This window comes from Algicola sagamiensis DSM 14643 (assembly GCF_000374485.1).
GTDB lineage: Bacteria > Pseudomonadota > Gammaproteobacteria > Enterobacterales > Alteromonadaceae > Algicola > Algicola sagamiensis.
The window spans coordinates 586,322-610,389 of sequence record NZ_KB894491.1; the positions used below are offsets into that span (position 1 = coordinate 586,322).

At 43.4% G+C, this 24,068-nt stretch carries 23 protein-coding genes; 6 read left to right on the plus strand and 17 right to left on the minus strand.

Translation table 11 applies throughout. The annotated features are described in order from the left end of the window. Positions 1–101: 101 nt before the first annotated feature. The 4 genes from C505_RS0102660 to C505_RS0102675 all read right to left on the minus strand — a co-directional run bounded on the left by C505_RS0102660 (position 102) and on the right by C505_RS0102675 (position 4,384). Positions 102–1,169 (minus strand): glycosyltransferase family 9 protein, encoded by a 1,068-nt coding sequence (locus C505_RS0102660; RefSeq protein WP_018691046.1) that lies wholly within the window; start codon positions 1,167–1,169, stop codon positions 102–104. Between the two features lie 130 nt (positions 1,170–1,299). Next, positions 1,300–3,165, minus strand: coding sequence for a 1-deoxy-D-xylulose-5-phosphate synthase (gene dxs / locus C505_RS0102665; RefSeq protein WP_018691047.1), 1,866 nt, complete (start codon positions 3,163–3,165; stop codon positions 1,300–1,302). Between the two features lie 15 nt (positions 3,166–3,180). Continuing rightward, on the minus strand, positions 3,181–4,077 hold the full coding sequence (gene ispA, locus C505_RS0102670; RefSeq protein WP_018691048.1) for a (2E,6E)-farnesyl diphosphate synthase: 897 nt from the start codon (positions 4,075–4,077) through the stop codon (positions 3,181–3,183). Between the two features lie 64 nt (positions 4,078–4,141). Continuing rightward, positions 4,142–4,384, minus strand: a complete 243-nt coding sequence (locus C505_RS0102675) for an exodeoxyribonuclease VII small subunit (protein ID WP_018691049.1) — start codon at positions 4,382–4,384, stop codon at positions 4,142–4,144. Between the two features lie 248 nt (positions 4,385–4,632). Here C505_RS0102675 and pomA point away from each other — a divergent pair, with 248 nt between their 5' ends. The 3 genes from pomA (at position 4,633) to C505_RS0102690 (ending at position 6,773) form a co-directional block, all read left to right on the plus strand. Then, complete coding sequence (pomA, locus tag C505_RS0102680; protein WP_018691050.1) at positions 4,633–5,397, plus strand: flagellar motor protein PomA; 765 nt, start codon at positions 4,633–4,635, stop codon at positions 5,395–5,397. 5 nt (positions 5,398–5,402) lie between these two features. After that, on the plus strand, positions 5,403–6,326 hold the full coding sequence (locus C505_RS0102685; RefSeq protein WP_026317688.1) for a flagellar motor protein MotB: 924 nt from the start codon (positions 5,403–5,405) through the stop codon (positions 6,324–6,326). Positions 6,327–6,404: 78 nt separating this feature from the next. Continuing rightward, the gene (locus C505_RS0102690; RefSeq protein WP_018691052.1) at positions 6,405–6,773 is read left to right on the plus strand and encodes a group I truncated hemoglobin; all 369 of its coding nucleotides are present in this window, start codon (positions 6,405–6,407) and stop codon (positions 6,771–6,773) included. A gap of 130 nt (positions 6,774–6,903) precedes the next feature. Here the strand turns inward: C505_RS0102690 and yejK are convergent, their stop codons facing one another. Next, a complete protein-coding gene (yejK, locus tag C505_RS0102695) occupies positions 6,904–7,914 on the minus strand; it encodes a nucleoid-associated protein YejK (RefSeq protein WP_018691053.1) in 1,011 nt (336 codons plus the stop codon). A gap of 67 nt (positions 7,915–7,981) precedes the next feature. Here yejK and C505_RS0102700 point away from each other — a divergent pair, with 67 nt between their 5' ends. Both C505_RS0102700 and C505_RS23400 read left to right on the plus strand, forming a co-directional pair. Further along, positions 7,982–8,194, plus strand: a complete 213-nt coding sequence (locus C505_RS0102700; protein ID WP_018691054.1) for a YejL family protein — start codon at positions 7,982–7,984, stop codon at positions 8,192–8,194. Positions 8,195–8,277: 83 nt separating this feature from the next. Continuing rightward, a complete protein-coding gene (locus C505_RS23400; RefSeq protein WP_169336991.1) occupies positions 8,278–9,813 on the plus strand; it encodes a DUF3413 domain-containing protein in 1,536 nt (511 codons plus the stop codon). A 9-nt stretch (positions 9,814–9,822) separates the two neighbouring features. On the opposite strand, the gene bfr is transcribed toward C505_RS23400, so the two are convergent. The 4 genes from bfr to C505_RS0102725 form a co-directional block, all read right to left on the minus strand. Further along, entirely contained in the window at positions 9,823–10,296 is a 474-nt protein-coding gene (gene bfr / locus C505_RS0102710) for a bacterioferritin (RefSeq protein ID WP_026317689.1), read from the minus strand. Between the two features lie 247 nt (positions 10,297–10,543). Continuing rightward, on the minus strand, positions 10,544–10,762 hold the full coding sequence (locus C505_RS0102715; protein ID WP_026317690.1) for a (2Fe-2S)-binding protein: 219 nt from the start codon (positions 10,760–10,762) through the stop codon (positions 10,544–10,546). 182 nt (positions 10,763–10,944) lie between these two features. Further along, a complete protein-coding gene (locus C505_RS0102720; protein WP_018691058.1) occupies positions 10,945–11,454 on the minus strand; it encodes a fused DSP-PTPase phosphatase/NAD kinase-like protein in 510 nt (169 codons plus the stop codon). Positions 11,455–11,519: 65 nt separating this feature from the next. Next, positions 11,520–13,493 (minus strand): monovalent cation:proton antiporter family protein, encoded by a 1,974-nt coding sequence (locus C505_RS0102725; RefSeq protein ID WP_018691059.1) that lies wholly within the window; start codon positions 13,491–13,493, stop codon positions 11,520–11,522. A gap of 152 nt (positions 13,494–13,645) precedes the next feature. Between C505_RS0102725 and C505_RS21215 the strand changes: the two genes are divergently transcribed. Next, positions 13,646–14,560, plus strand: coding sequence for a GGDEF domain-containing protein (locus C505_RS21215; protein ID WP_018691060.1), 915 nt, complete (start codon positions 13,646–13,648; stop codon positions 14,558–14,560). A gap of 25 nt (positions 14,561–14,585) precedes the next feature. On the opposite strand, the gene C505_RS0102735 is transcribed toward C505_RS21215, so the two are convergent. From C505_RS0102735 to fabZ, 8 genes are read right to left on the minus strand one after another with little or no spacing between them, the layout of a single operon-like run. Continuing rightward, entirely contained in the window at positions 14,586–15,125 is a 540-nt protein-coding gene (locus C505_RS0102735; protein WP_018691061.1) for a DUF924 family protein, read from the minus strand. Further along, entirely contained in the window at positions 15,122–16,501 is a 1,380-nt protein-coding gene (gene tilS, locus C505_RS21220; RefSeq protein ID WP_157368745.1) for a tRNA lysidine(34) synthetase TilS, read from the minus strand. Before tilS ends, C505_RS0102735 begins: the two co-directional genes overlap by 4 nt. A gap of 38 nt (positions 16,502–16,539) precedes the next feature. After that, positions 16,540–17,496 (minus strand): acetyl-CoA carboxylase carboxyltransferase subunit alpha, encoded by a 957-nt coding sequence (locus C505_RS0102745; RefSeq protein WP_018691063.1) that lies wholly within the window; start codon positions 17,494–17,496, stop codon positions 16,540–16,542. Between the two features lie 26 nt (positions 17,497–17,522). After that, a complete protein-coding gene (gene dnaE / locus C505_RS0102750; protein WP_018691064.1) occupies positions 17,523–20,996 on the minus strand; it encodes a DNA polymerase III subunit alpha in 3,474 nt (1,157 codons plus the stop codon). 43 nt (positions 20,997–21,039) lie between these two features. Next, a complete protein-coding gene (gene rnhB / locus C505_RS0102755; RefSeq protein ID WP_018691065.1) occupies positions 21,040–21,630 on the minus strand; it encodes a ribonuclease HII in 591 nt (196 codons plus the stop codon). A gap of 9 nt (positions 21,631–21,639) precedes the next feature. Further along, a complete protein-coding gene (lpxB, locus tag C505_RS0102760) occupies positions 21,640–22,782 on the minus strand; it encodes a lipid-A-disaccharide synthase (RefSeq protein ID WP_018691066.1) in 1,143 nt (380 codons plus the stop codon). Between the two features lie 33 nt (positions 22,783–22,815). Continuing rightward, entirely contained in the window at positions 22,816–23,586 is a 771-nt protein-coding gene (lpxA, locus tag C505_RS0102765) for an acyl-ACP--UDP-N-acetylglucosamine O-acyltransferase (protein WP_018691067.1), read from the minus strand. Between the two features lies 1 nt (position 23,587). Then, positions 23,588–24,040 (minus strand): 3-hydroxyacyl-ACP dehydratase FabZ, encoded by a 453-nt coding sequence (fabZ, locus tag C505_RS0102770; protein WP_018691068.1) that lies wholly within the window; start codon positions 24,038–24,040, stop codon positions 23,588–23,590. Positions 24,041–24,068: the final 28 nt, after the last annotated feature.

Sequence of the window (24,068 nt, forward strand, 5' to 3'; positions counted from 1 at the left end):
TAATTCTTTTTAATGTTCTTGCCGTATCCGCGACCAAACACGGCAAATTTACCCTTGATAAAAGGCGCGACATCATAGCACCAAATCAACCACAACCGCAATTACAATTTTGGTTCCAACGCCTCAAGTACTGCCGATTCGGGGATCTTATTCACCCAGTCACGGCCTTTCTCAGTGATGAGTATCTTTATTTTATCTGTCTCAATCGGTGCCCAATGTTTTGTAACCCCACGAACAAGCGCCACCATAGGTTTACCTAAACCTTGTGCGAAATGCATAATTGCTGTTTCGACCGTCAGCACAACATCTGCTTGATCAATCATAGCTGGCAATTCAAAGAAGTCTGTTTTTGCAGTAAACACTAAAACCTTTCCTTTCGGTATATCTGTGGCTTGATCAATTTGCATCTTCACTGCATCAAGTTGATCTGGTGGTACATTGATCACAAAGCACCAATGTTCGTTCGCCTGATGGATCTTCTGAATCACGGAAAAAACTGACTCCAGTGGCCAATCTCTCTTTTTTGAGGATGACAAATGATTAATCAGTATCACCTTTGTATCAACTGGAAGCTGTTGTGTGGATTTCCATTGCTGTAAATCAGTATGAACTTTCTCTTTCAACGGCTCTGGATAGCTCAGTGTGGGTTGCTTTTCCTCTTCTGTGAGCGATAAACCGACCAAGCGCTGAAAGTGATAGTTGTATAATTCAATGACGTGAGGATATTGACCACCTGGTAATAAGCAATCTTCAAATAGGTAGTGTCCATCAAGCTTTGAAAAGTGGTATAACTTGCGCAGTGGTTTATTCATCACTTCATGCTTTGTGCCAACAACAACCGCTTGCTTGCCAATCATTCGTGCATACTTGGCAAATCGCTCAGTTCTTAGGTTCGCTACAAAAAAAACAGCATCATAATTTTCTGCCAATGCATCAGTAATCAATCCATCAAACTCTTCCTGTGAGCGCGAAATTGGATAAATCTTTGATGCAAATCCCTCAAATGTTATCCAGTCTGTTAAAGCTGTATTTCGCCCAGACTGAAAACTCTTTTTCTTCCGTTTAAAATCTTCCAACCAGATATCGAGCTGGATCTGCGGGTATTTTTTTTTCAACGCTTTCAAAAACGTTTTTTGATAATAAAAATCGCCTAATGCGAGGTGCGTCATAAATAGGACTTTCTTTGGCGATTGAAAGAAAGATTCAGGAATTAGAGACATAATAGGACCAGTTGTGTCATTGGCTTGATGGGTTGTCAGCAGCGTGGCTTTTTAACTTCTACCTGCCGACAACACATTTTTATTTATTCTTAAATGCAATAATCTGCTGGTGAATCCCTTCAACCGTCATGCCATATTGTGCATACATTTCTGGCTGTGTGCCATGTTTAATAAATTCGTCAGGGTAACCTAGGTTAAGTACCGACACTGGGGACTTATTCCGAAGGACCCATTCATTCACACCGCTTCCTGCACCACCATTGATCACACCGTCTTCTAGAGTCACCAGCAGAGTATGTTCAGCAACCAATAATGCCAACATTTCTTCATCCAGAGGTTTCACAAAGCGCATATCGACAACAGTCGCATTCAGCTGTTCTGCGACAGTTTCGGCCTCTGAAAGGAAGATACCAAAATTCAAAATAGCAATCTCTTTTCCTTTCTGAATTTTGCGTGCCTTACCAATTTCAAGTGATGACATCTCTGTTTCAATCACGACACCTGGACCCGTTCCTCTTGGGTAACGAACAACACTTGGTTGCTGAAGACGATGGCCCGTGAATAACATTTGACGGCACTCATTTTCATCCGCTGGTGCCATGATCACCAAATTTGGAATGCAGCGTAAAAATGGTAAATCAAAAGTCCCTTGATGGGTCTCCCCATCTGCCCCCACAATACCTGCACGGTCAACTGCAAACAATACCGGAAGATTCTGTAGTGCAACATCATGAATCAACTGATCATACGCGCGCTGTAAAAAAGTTGAGTAAATTGCAACAACAGGGTTGTACCCTTCGCACGCAAAGCCTGCACCTAGAGTCACCGCATGTTGCTCTGCAATCGCTGCATCAAAATACTGCTCAGGGTATTCTTTAGAAAAGCGAACCATCCCCGACCCTTCACGCATTGCAGGTGTTATCGCAACAAGTTTTGGATCTTGAGCAGCCATATCACACAGCCAATCTCCAAAAATCTTTGAATAGGTTGGGCTTGGTGCAGACTTCTTAGGAAGAGAAACTTCTTGAGGGTTAAACTTTGGTACCGCATGATACCCAATCGGATCCTGCTCCGCAGGTTCATACCCTTTCCCTTTCTTCGTAACAACATGCAGGATTTGTGGCCCTTTTAGCTCACGCATATTTCGCAGCGTATCGACGAGACCATCCACATCATGCCCATCAATTGGGCCGATATAATTAAAGCCAAACTCTTCAAAAATTGTCCCTGGAACAACCATTCCTTTGATATGTTCTTCTGCACGGCTTGCCAGTTCTTTAATCGGCGGCATTCCACTGAGCAGCTTTTTACTTCCTTCACGAAATGACGCATAAAAACTACCGGATAAAATCCGTGCAAAATGGCTGTTTAAAGCACCGACATTTTCTGAAATGGACATTTCATTGTCATTCAGCACCACCAGCATATCTGACTTAATATCACCAGCGTGGTTGAGTGCCTCAAATGCCATTCCTGCGGTCATTGCGCCATCGCCAATTACTGCAACAACACGTCGATTTTTTTCTTCGCGTTCTGCTGCAACTGCCATCGCCAGCGCTGCACTGATTGACGTACTTGAGTGTCCAACACTAAACGTATCGTACTCACTTTCTCCACGATATGGGAAAGGATGCAACCCATCTTTTTGACGGATCGTCGCAAGTTGATCGCGCCTTCCAGTCAGGACTTTATGTGGGTACGCCTGATGGCCAACATCCCATACCAAGCGATCAAAAGGGGTTTCGTAAACATAATGAAGTGCAACGGTAAGCTCAACTGTGCCCAAACCCGATGCAAAATGGCCGCTACTGCGGCTGACAGAATTGAGAAGGTAATCACGAAGTTCGTGACAGATCTCTGGCAGCTTATGCTGGGGTAGCTTTCTTAATAAATCCGGCGTATCTAACTGCTGTAACAACGGATAGTCGTCGATTTTTACGGTCATCGCAATAAACTACTTTTAGTGATCTCTGTGAATAATAAATGTTGCAAAGTCAGACAGCGCTTTCATGTCATGTTGTTTGAGAGATGCGAGTGCAGCTTGTGCGAGTCTGACATGCTCTTGCGCGCTATGTTGGGCTTCATCCAATCCGAGTCGTGCAACATAAGTTGATTTTTCTGCGGCTTCGTCCGAGCCTTGTGGTTTTCCGATTACTGCCGTTTCACCAACCACGTCAAGGATATCATCCTGAATTTGAAACGCCAGACCAATATGATGCGCATAAGTACGTAAAGCTTGAAATTCATCACTATCTTGCAGGTAACCAGCCGAAACTGCGCCCATTGTGACGGAGGCTTCAATCAATGCGCCCGTTTTTAATGTATGAATTTGCGTTAACGCATCCAAGTTAATTTGCTTTCCGGTAGAGGCCAAGTCCAGCGCTTGTCCACCGCACATCCCTTCGTAACCCGTTGCTTTAGATAATATCCTGACCCAAGCCACTATCGTTTCAGCAGCAATGTCCGATGAAGTACTCAATACATCATAAGCAAGTGTTTGTAGTGTATCACCAACCAAAATCGCGGTTGCTTCATCAAATGCAACGTGACAAGTTGGTTTCCCACGACGTAGATCATCATTATCCAACGCAGGAAGATCATCATGAACGAGACTATAGGTATGTATCAACTCAACCGCAGCTGCCGGATAATCCAATAAAGCAGCGGACGCTCCAAGCGCCAAACCAGATTGATAAACCAAAAAAGGACGGATACGTTTCCCACCAGCTTGCACTACATAAGTGAGTGCTTCCATCAACTTTGGGTCGTTGATATGTAATCGTTCAAGGTACATGATCAGATTTCGAGAAACCCGTTGCTGTAATACCTCTAAATTCATGACTGCCTCTAAGTTCATGACTGCCTCTAAACTAGTCTCTGCTTACTAACTCATTTGCTTGTAATTGATAAATAAAAAGGGACTACCCGTTTTCTGACTCTACGTTGAAGTTTTCCAATGTACCTTTTTCCTCAAGTAGGATCTGTACCTTTTGTTGAGCGGCTTTCAATTTAGATTGGCTGGATTGAGAAAGCTGGATCCCACGTTCAAAATATTTTAAAGAATCTTCAAGCGTTAGCGAACCGGACTCCAACTGAGACACGATTTGTTCCAATTCTTCAATAGAGGCTTCAAAAGACATATTTTCAGGTTTTTTAGCAGCCATCATCGACCCTCATGGTGGAAATTATGGCGCAAAGTTACCTCAGCCCTCAGCTTGGGTCAATCCTCCTTTGCATACTAAATCTTCTTTCAGATCAATCTCATTTTCTTCAGTGTTGAAATATCAGCCAGCAAGTGACGTTTTTTGTACGTTCGAAGGGTTAAACTTTCAGGAATACTTGCCGATATTATCAGGTGTTATAAGATAATAAAAAAACTAGTTTTTATTGCGTCCCATCAAGGAGAATTTCATTGGATATAGCAACGCTGGTCGGTATTTTGGGTGCGATTGGATTCGTACTTATGGCTATGGTCCTGGGTGGTGAACTAGGCATGTTTGTCGATGTCCCTTCTGTGTTGATCGTCTTTTGTGGCTCCTTATTTGTTGTATTGTCCATGTATAATATGGGGCAATTTTTCGGCGCAGGGAAAATTGCGGGTAAAGCATTTTTCTTTAAAATAGAATCTCCTGAAGAACTCATCGAAAAATCCGTTGAGCTTGCTGATGCAGCTCGTAAAGGCGGCTTTCTTGCCTTAGAAGAGGCAGAAATATCTAATGGATTTATGCAAAAAGGTGTCGACATGCTCGTCGACGGGCATGATGCAGAAGTTGTGCGGGCGACCCTGCAAAAAGACATTAACCAGACCACTGAACGACACGAAATGGGGATTGGTATTTTTAAGTCTTTAGGTGATGTCGCTCCTGCAATGGGGATGATTGGAACTCTAATTGGCTTGGTCGCTATGCTTTCAAATATGGATGATCCCAAGGCCATTGGACCCGCCATGGCTGTTGCACTCCTCACAACACTCTATGGTGCATTTTTAGCGAATGTTATCGCAATCCCGGTTTCCAATAAACTTGCACTGCGTATGGCCGAAGAAAAATTAAATCAATCTTTAATTCTGGACGCAATTTTGGGCATTCAAGATGGTCAGAATCCAAGAGTGATTGAAGGAATTTTGAAGAACTACATTGCTGAATCTAAACGTGGCAGCAGTGAGCCAGACGAGTAAATATCATGAGTGATGAAGAAGAGTGTAAATGTCCCCCACCCGGTCTGCCCGCTTGGATGGGAACGTTTGCTGATCTCATGTCGCTACTGATGTGTTTCTTTGTCTTGCTTTTGGCTTTCTCAGAGATGGATGTTTTAAAATTCAAACAGATTGCTGGCTCGATGAAGTTTGCATTTGGTGTCCAAAATAAGTTAGAAGTCAAAGACATTCCAAAAGGCACCAGCGTGATTGCGATGGAGTTTCGTCCAGGCCGTCCTGATCCAACACCGATAGAAACGATTCAGCAACAAACCGTCGAAATGACCCAGCAAATCCTTGAATTTCAGGCAGGAGAGGAAGACTCTGCGGGAGGACGTCAGAAGCAACGTGGAAATCAACGTGGTGGTTCCTCAAAGAGTACAGCGAAGCAAGAGTCCCAAAAAAGCTCGAAGCAATCTTCCCAAACACAAGTCAATCAAATGGTGAAAAAGATAGCAGAGCAACTGGAAAAACAAATCTTAGATGGTGCAATTGAGCTTGAATCCCTCGGGCAACAAATCATCATTCGGATCCGTGAGAAAGGCTCTTTCCCTTCTGGCTCTGGCTTCTTGCAACCGAAATTCAAGCCTATTATTCAACAAGTCGCAGTATTATTGAATGATGTGCCCGGTGAGATCACAGTTTCCGGACATACCGATAATGTCCAAGTCAGTTCAGAGCTCTACCAAAACAACTGGGATTTATCTGCACAAAGAGCGGTTGCAGTCGCGAATGAAATGATTAAAGCACCCAAGTTTGACGAAAACCGAGTCGTTGTTGTGGGGCATGGTGCAACACGCTCTCTTGTTCCAAATAACAGTGATATCAACCGAAGAAGAAATCGCCGTGTAGAGATTTCTATCATGCAAGGTAAGGCAAAAGAGTCCAAGGAAATGGAGCTAACCCAATAATCTCCGTCTAAGCTTAGAAAGCCAGCTTTGCCAGCAACTGGTTTTCTTGTTCACTAAAAATGAAAAAAGGAGTTGGGAATGACTTCACTCTACGACAAACTCGGTGGTGATGCAGCCATTGATGCTGCGGTTGAGCTCTTCTACCAAAAAGTTCTTGCTGATAATCGCATCAAACACTTCTTTGAAGGGGTTGATATGCAAAAACAAGCTTCACATCAAAAACGCTTTTTAACTTATGCGTTTGGAGGCTCCGACAATTATCCTGGGAAATCTATGCGGCAGGCACACCAGCGCCTCGTTGATGATTTAGGTATGAACGATAACCATTTTGATGCTGTGATAGAAAATTTAGGTGCAACACTACAGGAACTGAACGTACCCAATGAACTGATTCAAGAAGCTGCGAATATCGCAGAGTCAATTCGTGCAGATGTTTTGTGTCGATAAGCAATAACCAACCGTTAGAATTCACTCTATCCCAATAAAACAAACTCCTTAAATCACAAATCAGTTCAGGATTGTTCTCACTCGGGCGATACGAATGAAAAAACAATCACTGAACATACGGTTGAAAAAGTTACTTCTTAAATTCCTTCATGAGTTGTGTTTGTAGGTTTGGAGGCGTCCCTTTGATGGTCAACGTATCTGTATTCGGATCATATAAAATTCGTTCACCCAACAAGCGCTGATCAAAATTGATGGATAACCCCCCACCTTGCCCAGCATATTTCACGAGAGTGCGGATCGTTTTATTATCGACGGGGAAGGACGCTTCTAATTCATATCCTTGCTGATTGTAAAAGGAGTCGAACGCTTCTTCTTGATCATCCCCAACAATCGTTGAGATCTCCTGCACAGTCGCGTCTTCGCCAAATTTCACTTTGTCAGCACAATAGCTGTAAAGTTCCTGTCGAACCTGCTGCTTTTCTTCCTTATCGAGCTGACAAACATCCATATAATCATCTACTGCTTCGAGCATATTTTGACTTTGCACCTTCGCTTCAATCACTTCTTCGCAGCCAAGGAAGTCCAAGAAAAAATCGGCGACTTTACGCCCTGCTCTTCCTTTAATAAAAGAAATATAGCGGCCATTTTCAGCATCCATTTCCCAATCACTCAGATTGATCCTTGACGCAAGCTGTAGCTGCCCCAGATCCAAATGACGCGATACAAGCACCTGCATTTCTTGATCAACGGAAAAGTGCTCTTTAACACTTAACATGGCGACCAGAAGGTACTCTGTTGCGAGAAACTCATAATGACAAAATAAAAGGTATCCGGTCTCTGGGAAGTGATATTGATTCAGCTCATTCACAAACAACCGAGTCGCTTCGCTCGAAAAATGGGTAAAGTTTTCAGATGACGTTCGGTACCCTTGCAACTCAGATGCAAAGCGTTGGCTTTTTTCTGCACGGAATTCACAAAAGCCCTTGGAAGGTTTCCCAGAATAGGTGTGGTGTAATTGGCCAACGAATGCAGAAATTTTCTCGCTTAGCTCTATTTTTTGATCACAGATCAGCGCTTTAGAATCTTCATCTTCGCGTTTTTCTATGTAGTTTAAAACGATATCACGTACAATTAACGACATTAGTTTTACTTTTGCCTTCTAAAATATGCTAATATCCGCTGCTATTGTTTTGAAGTGACACAAAAATATGCCAATTAAATCCAAATATAGTAACGAAGAAATTGAAACAGTTATCAATGAGTTACTCGCCGTTGTTGCGAAAAACAACCTGAACACAGATGCCGCACTGATGTGCCTTGGCAATGCAGCGAGCCATATTATCAATAATCATTTCGATGATAAACAAAAGACCATCATTGCAGAAAAATTTGCAGAAGCACTGGTTGCTTCCACAAGATAGTCAGCTATTCACCCGGGCCAGCAAACCCGGGTTTAAAAAAATAAAAAATTTATACAAATAAAATTTGGGGAATGGAGAGCAACGTGCGCCGAGAACGTTTTTCAGAGAAAATGTTTCGCTTGCTGGGGTGGGGTCACTGGTTTACGTTTTTTAATATTATTCTCGCCCTGCTCCTTTCAACTTACTATATCGCAACAGACCCACTACCCAGTACATTTCTTGGTGGGCTCTATAGTTTTGTCACCTTATTTGGTCATATCCCTTTTCTATTTTTTATTGGTTTTGTCCTAACCATATTTCCAATCAGTTTGATATTTCCTTACCCAAGGCATATTCGAGGGATGGCTGCCTTGATTGCTGGTATTGGTATGTTTTCACTGATTGCGGATGCGATGACGTATAATCGATTCGGTTATCACTTAGGTTATGGCAGTCTTCAGCAATCTTTGGATATCATTGTTTCTTCGTTCCAGCGACATCCTGTCCAAGTTCCTGCTTATGTTATTTTCTTTATCTTAGGTATTTTGGCCTTCGAACTTGTGATCAGCAATTTCACCTGGCGCCACCTTATCGACTTACAAAGTAAAAAAATTGGTCGAAAAATCAGTTTCTTCTTCATCGCATGTTTCTGCACAAGCCAGCTTTTGCATATTTGGGGTGATGCAACACTCAATTTTGATATCACCAAGCAAAATAATATGCTGCCGCTTTCTTATCCAGCAACGGCAAAAACACTGCTTGCTAAGTATGACTTACTCGATAAAACGGCTTATGACGAAGAAAAAAGTAAATTACTGCTTCCTCAGCCAATTTCCGAAGCCGACTTTCCTAAAGGATCAAACTTGTGCAAACAACATGAAGGTATGCAAAACGCGCATATTTTATTTGTTGAAGGAATTATTCCTGAACTTGCAAAAGAGAAGTTCAGCGTTAAAGCGCGACTTCTTGTTTCGCAAAGCGTCGACGAAACCATTAGTACCAGCTGGTTAGGTACCCCAATGCTGTATGAATACAGCCAATTGATTGCAACGCCAGATAAACCAAAATGGGTTGATGGACTCGGCTTGACCACCATATTTAATAATCAACACGGCGAAAAACAGATCAAACTCCAGGTGACCAAAGAAAATATAAACTTCTATTGGTTAACCCCAAGCCGCCTCATGGATCTACTCCAACAAATCCCACAGCACGATCGTGTCATGATGTTTAATGTTCAAAGCGAAAAGTCTACAACTGGATTTAATATACGCACCCTCTACGGTCGTGGTTTCCCTTCACCACATCATATTGTTTCAACCATTGATATCCTGCCTACACTGGTCGATGAACTGGATTGCCGTAGTGAAATCGCTTATTTTGTAGGTGAAAGCTGGTTGCATACAAGAAAAGACCACGTCATAGGTACATATTTTAGCGATACGATCATCAGTGGACATAAAGATATCATCACCTCAATTTCAACACAGGGTGATGTTCGTCAGCTTTCGCTAAGGACAGGCCGTGTGTTGACACAACCACCCGATATTCGAGCCGTCTTAAAAACGGCCAAGCAATTAACGAAGCTCAAGCCTAAAAATAGACAAAAAAAAGCTCAGCAGATTGCTGAGCCGGAATAAAACCAATAACTAATCTGAAATAGTTTGGGATTGGATGTAATTTTCTAATCCCATTTTATCAATGAGTCCGAGCTGGGTTTCAAGCCAATCAACATGCTCTTCTTCATTTTCTAAAATTTCCTCGAAGAGCTCTCGGCTGACATAATCTCGTACACTTTCACAATACTCAATTGCGTCTTTCAGGTCTGGAATCGCCGTCATTTCAAGCTTTAAATCACATTCCAGCATCTCTTTCGTGTTTTCACCGATATAAAGTTTGCCGAGGTCTTGAAAATTAGGAAGCCCTTCTAAGAACAAGATCCGCTCTGTGAGTTTGTCGGCATGCTTCATTTCTTCGATAGACTCTTCATATTCCTTTTCTGCAATTGCTTTCAATCCCCAGTCTTTATACATTCTTGCATGCAGAAAGTACTGGTTAATCGCAATCAACTCATTGCCAAGTGCTTTATTGAGATGCTCAATGACTTTTGGATCGCCTTTCATAATATTAACCTCGCCCATTCACTGTTGCCCATTTCACGCCGCGGAAGCTCTCAGGCTGACAGGTATTGATGTTGTTTGATGCTCGGTGTAGGGCGAACAGTACAACGCATCAGCAAGAGAAAATCAAAGTGATAGTATTGCATTTGATAATATAGTATTGGATGGAAGTTGATGAACGTCAAAGTCTAAGGCGAACTAGATCGCTCACCTGATATAAGGAAAGTCTTTGGGAAACGACTTGGGTTATTTAAGCCGCTTCGTAAGCTAAGTCAGTGTTTGCTTTTTTGACCGATTGTTCGCCCTTCTCTTGAAAGTCATTGACCATTTGCGAAGCTTCAATGACACATTTGCCACATTGACTGCCCACGCCTAAACAGGATTTAATTTCTCTCATTGATGTACAGCCCGCTTCCATGGCTTTTTTAATCTGTCTATCCGTGACCGCTTTACAAATACAGACGTACATAAAAAACTCACAATTTAGTATTAAGCGAAGCTTAATCTAAATGAGAATACTTTTCAATTTCAACTCGTGTATAAATCAAACGCGTCTGGCTATCCTATTCTTTCTTCATGGATTTTATTTTGTAAAAGAATCAGCCCGTTTCATGACTTACTTTAGGAATAAACGAAAAGTAACAATATCACCTATTTCAGATGTTGAATGAGCTGAGCCTCCCGCGAAGGCTTCATGCCTATCGCTCTCCCTTCTTCAATAGCAATTTGTTTATCTTTACCCTGCTGGATCTGATAGGCCGCCCAAAACATACCCACTCGATTCGCAGAAGCGCAGTGAATCAAAACAGGGTGATTCTTTTTATCTTCAATGATTATTTTAAATTGCTGAAAATCAGCTTTTGTTGGCCAGGCACTACTCACAGGGATATTCACATAAGTCAAACTATGTTTTCTTGCTAATGCCGCTTCATCCTTCGTCCCCTCACCTTCCGTACGCATATCAATAATGGTCTTGAAACCATGGTTTTTTAGCTCTTCGATCGCCCCTTCTTTTAATGTGCCAGAAGTTGCAATGCTTTGTGTATGGCGATGATAGTTAAAAATACTCTGGCTCACAACATCACCAAATGGGACCTGTTCTGTCGCATATGATGAGGAATTAGCAAAAAGTAATAGGGAAAGGCATAGGATTTTTTTCATGATCCGTCTTCTATTTATTAGTGAATAGCGTTTTTTACTCGAATAGCGTTTGAGTATACCTTGGGTTATTCGCTTCCTTCCAGCAAATAACGCTCTACGCGTTCAACTCGTCTAGGCTTGCCTTTGAGGATCAACGTATCTCGCTCCTCAAGAACCATTTCGTATGATGGGCTTGGCACTTCTGCCCCGTTTCTCCTCAAACCACTGATTTCAACGCGACGAGCCTCTAAGTTTAATGAACGAATAGTTTTGCCCACCCCAAAAGCATCTGAAGTTAATGTCACGGCGTGCAAATGTTCAAGACGGTCACGATCTTCTAAAGAGATTTCCGTATTTTCTCCAGGGTAAAAACCATGCATAAAACCATAATGATTTTTTCTTTCCGTTTGCATTCGCCTTAAGATTCGAGAAACAGGAACGCCCGACATATAAAGCACATGGGAGACCAGCATCAATGCGCCTTCTAGCGCTTCTGGGATCACCTGCTCCGCACCTGCTTCCTGTAATGTATCCATATGCTGATCTGTACTCGTTCTTACAACAATCCTTACCGTTGGTGCCAATTCCTTCACTGCACTAATAATCGATTCAGACTTATGCGGATCTTTGAAGGTAATAATCACGAGACGTGCTCGCTCTACACAAGACAAATGAAGAATTTCTTTTTGTCGGGCATGACCGAATATGACATCTTCCCCTGCCTGTTTTGCTTCTTCAACACGGAGTGGATCCAAGTCCAAAGCGACAAACGGGACCCCTTCTAATTTTAAAAAGCGACTGACCGTCTGCCCAACGCGACCAAACCCACAGATAATAACGTGGTTCGAATACAACGATGCTTTTTGTTGATCATTTTGTACACCATGTGCCTCCACGAACGAAAACCACTCAAGAACAGTTTGGTGGTATTGGATCATAAATGGTGTTAAGGCCATTGAAAGGACACCAATCCCGATGAGTATTGAAGACATTTCAGCCGTCAGTAAGCCTTCGTTATTTGCCAGCGTCACAACAACAAACCCGAATTCGCCAACCTGGGAAAGAAAAATAGCACTCGCTAGCGCATCCTTTTTTGGCTGTTTTGCCCAGGCAATCAAAAAGTACAGGATCAAGATTTTGAGAATAATGACAACCACAAGCCCGATGACGAGCCAATACCACTGAGATATCAAGATATCGAGTTTCATTTGCATGCCAACGGATACAAAAAAGATCCCCATCAAGATATCTCGGAATGGACGAATATCGGCTTCTAACTGATGACGGTAGTTACTTTCGCTCAACATCATTCCCGCTAAAAACGAGCCAAGTGCCATCGACAATCCGAATAAGTGAGTTAACCCTGCTGCAATCAGACAAACAAGGAGCGCTGTAAGAACAAATAATTCGTCGGTACGCGTTTGTGCAACTTCATTAAAGACCTTTGGCAGGATCCATTTCCCAGCAGCAATCAACATAAAAAAGACACAGGCACCCTTAATGAGCGCAATCCCCAGCATCATCCAAAGCGTCTGCTCATGGGTACCACTGAGCATTGGTGTCACTATCAGTATTGGGACAACTGCCAAATCTTGAAAAAGAAGCACACTAATCGCAAGCTGACCGCGCCTACCGTGGGTTAGTCCTTGCTCAGCAAGTTGCTTGATCACAACAGCCGTTGATGAAAGTGCAAGTGTTGCACCGATGACAAATGCAGACTCTAAAGTGTTATCAAAAACCCAGGCTAGCCCAAAAAAGATGAGCATTGTCATCACGACCTGCAATGAGCCAATGCCTAATACCCAATGTCGCATAGCAATCAGTTTTGGAAGAGAGAACTCTAAGCCAAGTGAAAATAGTAGGAAGACAATCCCTATTTCACCGACATAATGCATTTCCTCGACATTCGTCACTATCGCAATTCCAGAAGGACCGGCAATGATCCCAGCCGCTAAATAAGCGAGTACAGCAGGCATGTGGATGCGTTTAAACATCCAGACAATCGCAACAGCGACAGCAAGTAATGAGACAACTTCAGTGAATATGCTGGTATTTTCCATTCAACCTCTAATTGATGCGTGATGATTGACGTTTTTTTGGCATCAATAGAAAGTAAAGACAAAGAACTCCTCATCCTCAAGGAGTTATCTGTTTGGCATAAATAATGCTTTGGATTGATTGAACATTAATCTTTCATTCTTTGGAGGTCGTTATGAATGCAATGCTCGCCTTTCAAACAAACGCACAGCACCTGACAAACAACGCGCTAGATTTGCCGTTGCAAAGGCATTACCCATTCAATTATGACACTTTTATTCATCAGCCATTACTTCAACTTCTTCAGCAATTGCAAACCACTTTAGACATCCATCAACTCGTTACCATTTTCCGAAATGAAATGACAAAATTATTCCCACTGAGTCATCTTTTTATTCGAACAGAGCGCTATGAGTGGCACAAATCCCTCGACGATATTACTTTGTACGAAGAAGAAATCATGATCGGTGATGAAAAAAATTCACTTGGCACAATTCTCTACGGATTTAGCCATATTCTCTCCAAAGCACAGATGAAACAACTAAAACTGATGCATCAAGTGCTGTTTTACCCTTTAAAAAATGCGCTTGCTTATTCGAATATGCAGGAATTGGCAATGGTCGACCCATTGACTGGGCTTGGAAACCGAAGCCAGTTTGAGAAGGAATACGCTGAGCGACAAGATCGTGCCGCACGATATGGACAACCATTTTCCATTTTGATGTTGGATCTAGATAACTTTAAGCATGTGAACGACTGTTACGGCCATACGATTGGCGATGAAGTGTTGAATTTATTTGCCAATCTACTTCAACGCGCACTGAGAGCAACCGATACAGCATTTCGTTTTGGGGGCGATGAATTTCTTGTCCTTGCAGACACCAATAAAGAATCACCCACCGAATGTATCTGTGAGCGGATCCTTGCAGCAGCCAATGAGCACCCAAGATTGAAAGATCTCGATGTCACTGTATCGATAGGCTCTGCCAATTGGTGCACTCATGATTGCGGTAAGCGCCTTCTCCAACGAAGTGATGATGCGCTGTATACCGCGAAGTACAGTGGCAAAAATAGATATTATGTCAGCTAAAAACAATCTCTAGAAAAAACAATCTCTAGAATGAAGACCCCGGTTGCTGCAAGAAGGTCAGCTCCTCTGATGTTGACTTTCGGCCCAGCCACTTGTTGCGATGAGGATAACGACCAAACCTGTTGATAATGTCTTGGTGCAATTTTTCGAAATGGAGTTGATTTTCCAAACCAAGAGATTCAAATAGTCGAACCGCTTCAACGTGTACTTTTTTAGATTCGCTATGCATGTAGGGCATATACAAAAAGGCACGCTCTGTCGGTGTTAACTTTAAATCATCTTCATTTCGGACAGCTTCTTGGGCAAGAACAAGTGCGATGCTGTCTGCTTCGAAAGCGCGTGCATCATCTCGATAGATATTTCTAGAGAACTGGTCAAGAACAATGACTTCCGCTAATCGTCCTCTCGGGCTTTCTCGCCAATGTGAGAGTTCACCAGCTTTTGCTTGGGTGAGTACGGAAGCAAAATGATCACGGATCTTTTGATCAAATGTATCACTTTTTTGCCACCAGTCCGATTGCGAACATTCGTCAAACCAAAACGTTAAAATATCATCTTCATTCATTCGCGACCTCTTATATCAGGTGTTTTGTCAGGTGAATGTGCTTTTGTCACGTGAATATAGTATTTCTTTTTAACATTGTTCCGATGAAAGCTGTTTTCAATCTGGCATTGAAAATGTCCATAAGCGCACTGTAAGACATTCTCAACAAAAAATAAGGGGATCCGAGGTCTTTCCCAAGGTGGCACAGATAGCTCCTTCCATATTTGTTTGAGCGTCTGAGAACGTTCACGGTACAAAGGCTTACATCTCTCTTGCATCCCCCCAAAGCGAAGCTCAATCTGATCAGCGCCTTCCGACATAATAAACCACTCGGAAGGTTCATATTCACTCAGCCTGACCGTTCCAACAGGTGTCGGTACATTCTGATCGATAACAAGCGTGACTGAGTCGGAAAAAGCTTGAACATCCTGTGCACTCAAGAGGTAAAGCCTTCCGGAAAAACGTCTGATTTGATATCCCTGAATTTTCACCGATGCTTGTGCATCCGCCTTTGAGGCAATGATATTTCGCTCAATTTCCTGAATTTGCGAAAATGATGGATAACACGCAACGCTCTTCTTCACCCACTCCCGCAATACATTATGAAACCTAGCGGTTGATAATTGCTCTCTCGCATCCAAATTTAAGCAATGCTCTGCATCTTTCCAGATTTTCAGGTCGGATTGCGTGACTTCATCAATAATGGATTGTTGTGTTTGCAAGATGTCAATCGAGCGCCCCCAAGCGGAAGCAAGTCCAGGCCAGCGCTCTTGAAGTACTGGCAAAACCTGATGTCGAATAAAGTTTCTATCAAACGTCTCATCCTGATTGCTTTCATCTTCAACCCATGACCACCCTTCTTCCTGCGCTGTTTGTAAAATCGTCTTTCGCTCTATCCTGAGCAATGGCCGGAATAAATACCTGTCACCTTGCCAAGGTGCCAACGTCGACATACACGTCAACCCTTGAAGGCCAGAGCCTCGTTTTAAATGAAGCAGAAAAGTTTCCATTTGATCCGTGAGGTGATGCCCTGTCACCAGGATATCACCTGCACAAGTCAGTCGTTCAAGTGCAGCATATCGCGCTTCTCTTGCCACAGCTTCCAGGCTTTGCCTGGGTTGTCGATTGAGCTGAACCGATTCAACCTGAAGTGAAATACCGAGCGAGTCACACAAAACCTGGCATAAATCACGCCAAGAAAGCGCATTCGGACTCAATCCATGATTGATATGAATTGCACGCAAATGAAAAGGATAAAATGACCTGAGGTGATGGAATAAATATAAAAGGCAGACGGAATCCAGGCCACCACTCAGCCCAACTACAAACCTAACTTTGTCGAGGTCAGGAAAGCTTGCAAATTGCTGTTCCAGATGTTTTAACAGAGTTGAAAACATAGCAGTTAGAAAAAAACCGCCAACGGCGGTTTTTTCGATTAACAATATCCGTAGGACATCAACTTCTGGTAACGCGCCTCAATCAGCTCATCTGGCTTCATGGTTTGCAGAACTGCGAGTTGATCCATAATTTTTTGCTTAATACCCTTTGCTGCGTCTGCTGGGCTTCGGTGTGCACCACCAATTGGCTCTTCGATAATATCATCGATGAGATCCAGTGACTTAACACGCTCTGCTGTCACACCCATTGCTTCCGCAGCAGCAGCAGCGTATTCAGCAGATTGCCATAAAATCGATGCACAGCCTTCTGGTGAAATGACAGAGTAGATGCTGTATTGAAGCATGTTCACTCTATCACCCACACCGATTGCCAGTGCACCACCAGAACCACCTTCACCGATGATAGTACAAATGATTGGAACTTGTAGACGAGACATGACCAATAGGTTCTTCGCAATTGCTTCTGACTGACCACGTTCTTCCGCACCAAGCCCCGGGTAGGCGCCTGCCGTATCAATAAATGTCAGAATTGGCATTTTGAAACGCTCAGCCATTTCCATCAGACGCAGTGCTTTGCGATATCCTTCTGGTTTTGGCATCCCAAAATTCCGGCGGACTTTTTCTGCTGTATCCCTGCCTTTTTGTTGACCAATAATCATCACAGGCTGATCATTTAAGCGAGCAGTGCCCCCAATAATTGCAGCATCGTCCGCAAAAGCACGATCACCACAAAGTTCATCAAAGTCCGTGAATATTTCTTTTATATAATCTGTTGTATGCGGACGTAGAGGATGACGCGCAAGCTGCGCAACCTGTGAGGCTGACAGCTCAGAGAAAATACTTCGGGTCATTTCGAGACTTTTTTCTCTTAAGTTTGCGATCTCCTCTTCCATACTCAAATCAAGGCCCGCACCTTGATTGACACGACGCAAACCATCTATTTTCTCATCAAATTCCGCGATTTTCTTTTCAAAGTCGAGATAATTCAAACTCATTGCTCGAGTTTACCTTTTGATATTTATTAAAATCCAAATCGAACCTCAGATCCGACCAACTGCCCCAAATCAGTGATCAACTTTTCGCTTGGCGTCACACGCCATTGTGTCCCTAACGTGATCTGAGCACTCGCATCTAAGCGTATATAGTCAATAACAATAGGACAAACGCCTCCTTTAAATGGGAGTAATAGACGCTTTAACTTTGGTAAAAAATTATCGCCTACTTGTCGACTATTTATATCAACATACAAACATTTTAGGAACCTTTCTCTTGCAGATACCAGATCCATCGTTTCTCTGGCAGACATTGTAAGTCCACCACTAAAGTTATCAAAGCTGACCTGTCCTTTTACAAAAATAATATTATCTTTTTGCAAAATATCCTGATGTTTTTCAAAAGCATCGGGAAAATAGCGAACATCCAAGCGGCCACTTTTATCATCCAAAGTGACAATCGCCCAGCGTTTATTCTGTTTGTTCATCATCACTTTAACATCAATAATTAACCCCGCAATACTAGCAGGATTATCTTTTTTCGTGGGTGCTAGATCGGCAAGGCGACAATTTCGATAGTGCTTGATTTCCTTTTCATATTGATTAATCGGGTGACCTGTTAAGTACAACCCCAAGGTATCTCTTTCCCCTTCTAACCAGGTTTTATCTGGCCAAATAGGTACATCAGCAAATTGTTGCTCCGCGTGTTCGTCTTCATAGGCCAGTAAACCGAATAAGTCAGATTGTCCTTGCTGTTGCGCCTTATAATGCTGATCTGCTGCTTTTAGCGCATCCGGTAAAGTTGCCATCATTGCTGCACGATGTGGACCGAGATTATCCATTGCACCAGACAGAATCAGCTTTTCAATCACACGCTTATTCAAACGTTTAATATCCACTCTGGCGCAAAACTCAAATAAGTCTTTAAATGGACCACCTACATCACGCGCTTCGAGAATGGCTTCAACCGGGCCTTCACCAACACCTTTAATTGCACCAATACCATAAACAATGGCGTTCGACTCATTTACCGTGAACTTGTAATGCCCAGCATTGACATCTGGCGGCAGCAGCTTTAACTTCATTCGATTACATTCATCGACCAGCGTGACAATTTTATCCGTATTGTCCATATCCGCTGACATTACCGCAGCCATGAACTCTGCTGGAAAATGGGTCTTCATCCAGAGTGTTTGATATGACACTAATGCATAAGCTGCTGAGTGCGATTTGTTAAATCCGTATCCTGCAAACTTCTCTACAAGATCGAAGATTTTCATTGCAAGTTCGGGATCAACACCGTTATTTTCTGCACCATCTCGGAATATCGAACGCTGCTTGGCCATTTCTTCTGGCTTTTTCTTTCCCATCGCTCGACGCAACATATCTGCACCACCCAGCGTATACCCCGCCAAGACCTGAGCGATCTGCATGACCTGCTCCTGATACAGGATAATCCCATAGGTTGGGGTAAGAATCGGTTGCAATGAGTCATGTTGATAGGTCGCATCCGGATAAGAGATCTCTTCCACTCCACGTTTCCGATCAATAAAGTTATCTACCATCCCGGATTGCAAAGGCCCAGGACGAAACAGCGCAACCAATGCGATCATGTCTTCGAAGCAGTCTGGTTTTAATCGCTTAATCAACTCTTTCATGCCACGGGATTCCAGCTGGAATACAGCCGTGGTTTCAGCTTGTTGTAACAGCTCGAAGCTTTTGGGATCATCAAGACGTATCGCTGCAATATCGATTGTCTTCTTAGATTTTTTCACCAACTTTTCATTGGCCATATCGATCGCCCACTGCAAAATAGTGAGCGTTCGAAGACCCAGGAAGTCAAACTTCACCAGCCCCGCTTCTTCGACATCATTCTTATCAAACTGGGTAACCGGGTGGTTTCCTTCATCATCACAATATAATGGTGCAAAATCAGTGATCTTCGTCGGCGCGATGACGACGCCACCGGCGTGTTTTCCTGCATTACGCGTGACACCTTCGAGAATACGCGCCATATCGATGAGATCTTTCACTTCCTCATCGGACTCGTATAACTCAGGAAGTCTAGGTTCAACATCAAATGCCTTTTCAAGGGTCATCCCCGGATCGCCAGGGATTAGCTTTGAGATCCTATCCACAAATCCATATGGGTGACCAAGCACACGCCCAACATCACGAACAACAGCCTTCGCAGCCATCGTACCAAAGGTAATGATCTGAGAAACAGCATCCCGACCATACAAATCAGCAACGTGATCAATCACCTGGTCACGATTGTCCATACAGAAGTCAATATCGAAATCCGGCATTGACACCCGCTCCGGGTTTAAGAATCGTTCGAAAAGCAGGTCGAACTCCAAAGGATCCAGATCGGTAATATCCAATGCATATGCGACCAAAGAGCCAGCACCAGAACCTCGGCCAGGTCCAACCGGGATCCCATTATCCTTACTCCATTGGATAAACTCCATGACGATCAGAAAGTAGCCAGGAAATCCCATCTGATTGATGACTTGAAGCTCAATGTCTAAACGTTCATCGTATGGCGGTCGCTTTTCCTGACGCTCGCTTTCATCTGAAAATAAGAACTCAAGACGTTTTTCCAAGCCTTCTTTAGAGACTTTAATAAGATATTCAGCATCCGTCATGTTTCCGGTTGGAAACTTCGGTAAGAAATATTCCCCTAATCGCACCGTGACATTACAACGTTTGGCAATTTCAACTGTGTTCTCAAGTGCTTGAGGAATATCAGAAAACAATGTGCACATCTCTGCTTCACTTCGCAGATATTGTTGTTCTGAATAACGCTTCGGACGGCGCTTGTCTTCGAGGGTAAAGCCATCGTGAATCGCAACGCGGATCTCATGAGGCTCAAAGTCTGTCTGCTCAAGGAAACAAACTTCATTCGTCGCAACAACTGGCAGTTTTTGTTGTTGTGCAAGCGCCATAGCCAAGTGAAGATATTCGTCTTCCTGAGCTCGGCCCGTTCGGATTAGTTCCAGATAAAAGTGCTCTTGAAAGTGGGTTTGATAAAAGTCACAAACGCGTGCAACCTCATCATCGTTGCCTTTCAGCAATGCTTGACCAATATCTCCTTCTCTGGCCCCTGACAAAAGGATCAGCCCATCTGCAAAATCTTTTAACCACTCTTTTTCAACGACCGGTTTTCCATGAACATGACCACGTTGGTACGCTTGAGAAATCAGCAATGTCAGATTCTTATAACCCGTGTTGTTTTTCGCCAAAACTGTGAGGCGAAAGATGTCATCCGAAACATTCGCTTCCTGCACCCAAATATCCGCACCAACGATTGGCTTAATCCCTGCGCCATGTGCAGCATTATAGTAACGAACGAGGCCACACAGATTCATCTGATCCGTCAGGGCCATTGCTGGCATACCTAACGTTTTTAATTGATTGATGATGGGTTTTTGCTTGTTCAGCCCATCAACCATCGAGAAGTCACTATGAATACGAAGATGAATAAACTTGGGATCAGCCATCGCGTGTTACTATTATTCCTATCTGCAGCTCAAAGTGAGCTTGTTAATCAAGTAAACCAAGGGCCCGTTTCACGGGTTTAAAACTCTGTCTATGCAGAGGTGTTGCGCCGAGACGTTCCAGTTGTGACAAGTGCTCTTTTGTTGGGTAACCTTTGTGTTTTTCAAAGCCATAGTCTGGGTATTCACTCGCGAGTGCAACCATTTCATCGTCTCTGGCAACTTTTGCAAGAATCGACGCCGCACTGATTTCAGGAACTTTGCTATCGCCTTTCACAACTGCTTCGCTAGCATAATGCCAATCAGGACAACGATTTCCATCAACACAAACAAAATCTGGCTGTTGTTCTAACCCGTTTACAGCTCGAGTCATTGCCAGCATCGTTGCATGCAAAATATTGAGTGTGTCTATCTCTGCTACTTCTGCGCGCCCAATGGACCAACAGAGTGCTTTTTCCTTTATCTCTTGAGCCAGTTGTTGGCGTTTTTTTTCCGTCAGTTTTTTAGAGTCGGCTAAACCTTCAATCGGCTGCTGCGGATCAAGTATTACGGCAGCGGTCACAACCGGACCAGTCAGCGGTCCACGACCGACTTCATCTACACCAGCGAGATACTGGACTTCTGGGCGTTCGTACATGTGTTCTCTTTATTCTTCAAGGAGTTTTAGCACTGCTTTTGCTGCTGTTTCACTTGCATTGAGCCGGATCGACGCATGAATATCAGCAAATTTCTTCTTCAAAGCTGTATTATCTTCTGTCAACAAAGGATAAAGGCAGGAAGCAAGTGTTTCAGGTTCAACTTCGTCCTGAAGCAACTCCTTAACCAAAGGCTGATCAGCAAGTAGATTTGGCAGGGAAAAATAAGCAATATTTACCAATTGTTTTGCAATCAAATACGTCAATGTTTTGAGCTTATATGCAACAACCATTGGCGCTTTGAGTAACATGGCTTCTAAAGTTGCCGTCCCCGATGAAATCAATACGGCATCACAGGCTCGCATGGCTTCTCTGGATTGACCATCCAATAAAATTAGGGAATTGATGTCAATATGTTTTTTTACGATATCAATAAACTGTGCCTTGCGCTTATCGCTCACCAATGGCACCACAACCTTTAACTCAGATATATTTTCCCGAAGTAGATTTACCGATTGGACGAAAGGCTCTGCAAGCATACTCACTTCTGTACCACGACTCCCAGGAAGCAATGCCAGCACCTTGTCATCTGCAGATAACCCAAGTTGCTCCCTCGCTTGTCCTTTTTGGGGATCAATTGGCAGTTCATCGGCCAGTGTATGTCCAACAAACTCACAAGGAATACCAAACTTGTCATAAAACGATTTTTCAAAGGGAAGTAATGCAAGAACGAGGTTGGTTGCGTCCTGAACTTTAAATACCCGTTTTTGACGCCAGGCCCATACAGAAGGACTCACATAGTGAACTGTTTTGATGCCAGCAGCTTTCAGTCGCTTCTCAACCCCTAAATTAAAATCTGGTGCATCAATGCCAATAAAAATATCGATACCTTGATCTTTGAGGAACTGAACGATTTGTTTTCTGACTTTGAGTAAACGAAAAATCCGGCCAAGTACTTCCACAATCCCCATCACAGAAAGCTCTTCCATCAAGAACTGACTCTCAAAGCCTTGTTCAATCATGAGCGGCCCACCAATACCGACAAACTCAGCATTCGGGTGTTGTGCTTTGATAGCGGCCATAAGGCCTGCACCTAAAATATCGCCGGAGTGTTCTCCGGCGATCATACCAATCTTAAGATTTTGCTTTTTCACGACTGTTCTTCGTTTGTTGGCAGACTGATCGCGTTAGCGAATGATCCCTCGATTTGATTGCTTAATGAATTCAGCAAACATCGCAATATTTTCATCTTCAGCCGCAATTGGCTCAAGCTCAGCAAGGGCTTCTTCAACTCTCAGCTCTTTGCGATAGAGAGTTTTATAAGCGCGACGGATCTCTTGGATCTGTGCTTTGCTAAAGCCACGGCGCTTCAAACCTTCCGTATTGATGCCGAAAGGCTCGGCACGGAACCCCGATGCCATGACGAAAGGAGGGATATCCTTCAAAATCAGGGTCCCTGTTGCAGCAAAGCTATGCGAACCAATTTTACAGAACTGATGCGCACCAGCAAAACCGCCCATGATCACCCAGTCACCGACATGGACATGGCCCGCAGTCGATGCATTATTCGCGAAAATGTTGTGATCACCAATCACACAGTCGTGCGCGATATGAACATAATTCATAAACAAGTTATGACTGCCAATGATGGTCTTGCCTTCATCCTGAACGGTCCCACGATGAACCGTCACACACTCGCGGAAAACGTTATGGTCACCAATGATCAGCTCTGTTTTTTCGCCAGCATATTTCTTGTCTTGGCAGTCTTCACCAATCGATGAGAATTGATAGAATTCGTTTTGTTGCCCAATTTTTGTCGGGCCTTTGACAACAACATGTGAATGTAAAACACAGCCATCACCAATTTCGACGTCATTACCAACATAGCACCATGGACCAATTTGGACATTGTTACCAATGCTGGCGCCAGGCTCTATGATTGCACTTTCATGGATCACGCTAAAACTCTCTCTTTGCACACATTATCTCTGCTGAGCAAGCGAGTTGTCCGTCTACAATTGCTTCCGCAGAAAACTTCCACATGCCACGGCGTTCTTTCAAAAAGCGTACATGCATATGCATGGTGTCGCCAGGCGTCACAGGCCTTTTGAATCGGACATTATCCACTGAAGCCAATAAGTAAAGCTCAGCTGGATTTCTTGTATCCGTCGATTTAAATCCGAGAATGCCCGTTGCTTGAGCAAGTGCTTCGATAATCAACACGCCAGGGAAGATTGGCTTTCCTGGGAAATGCCCTGTAAAGATTGGTTCATTTACAGTAACATTTTTGATTGCGTGTAGTGTCTCACCTGGCACATAGTCAACAACGCGGTCAACCAATAGCATGGGATAACGATGAGGGATCAGGTCCATGATCTCCTGAATGTCGATTTGCTTCATTTCATTTGCCAAAACAATAACCCTATTACGTTGCTTTTGC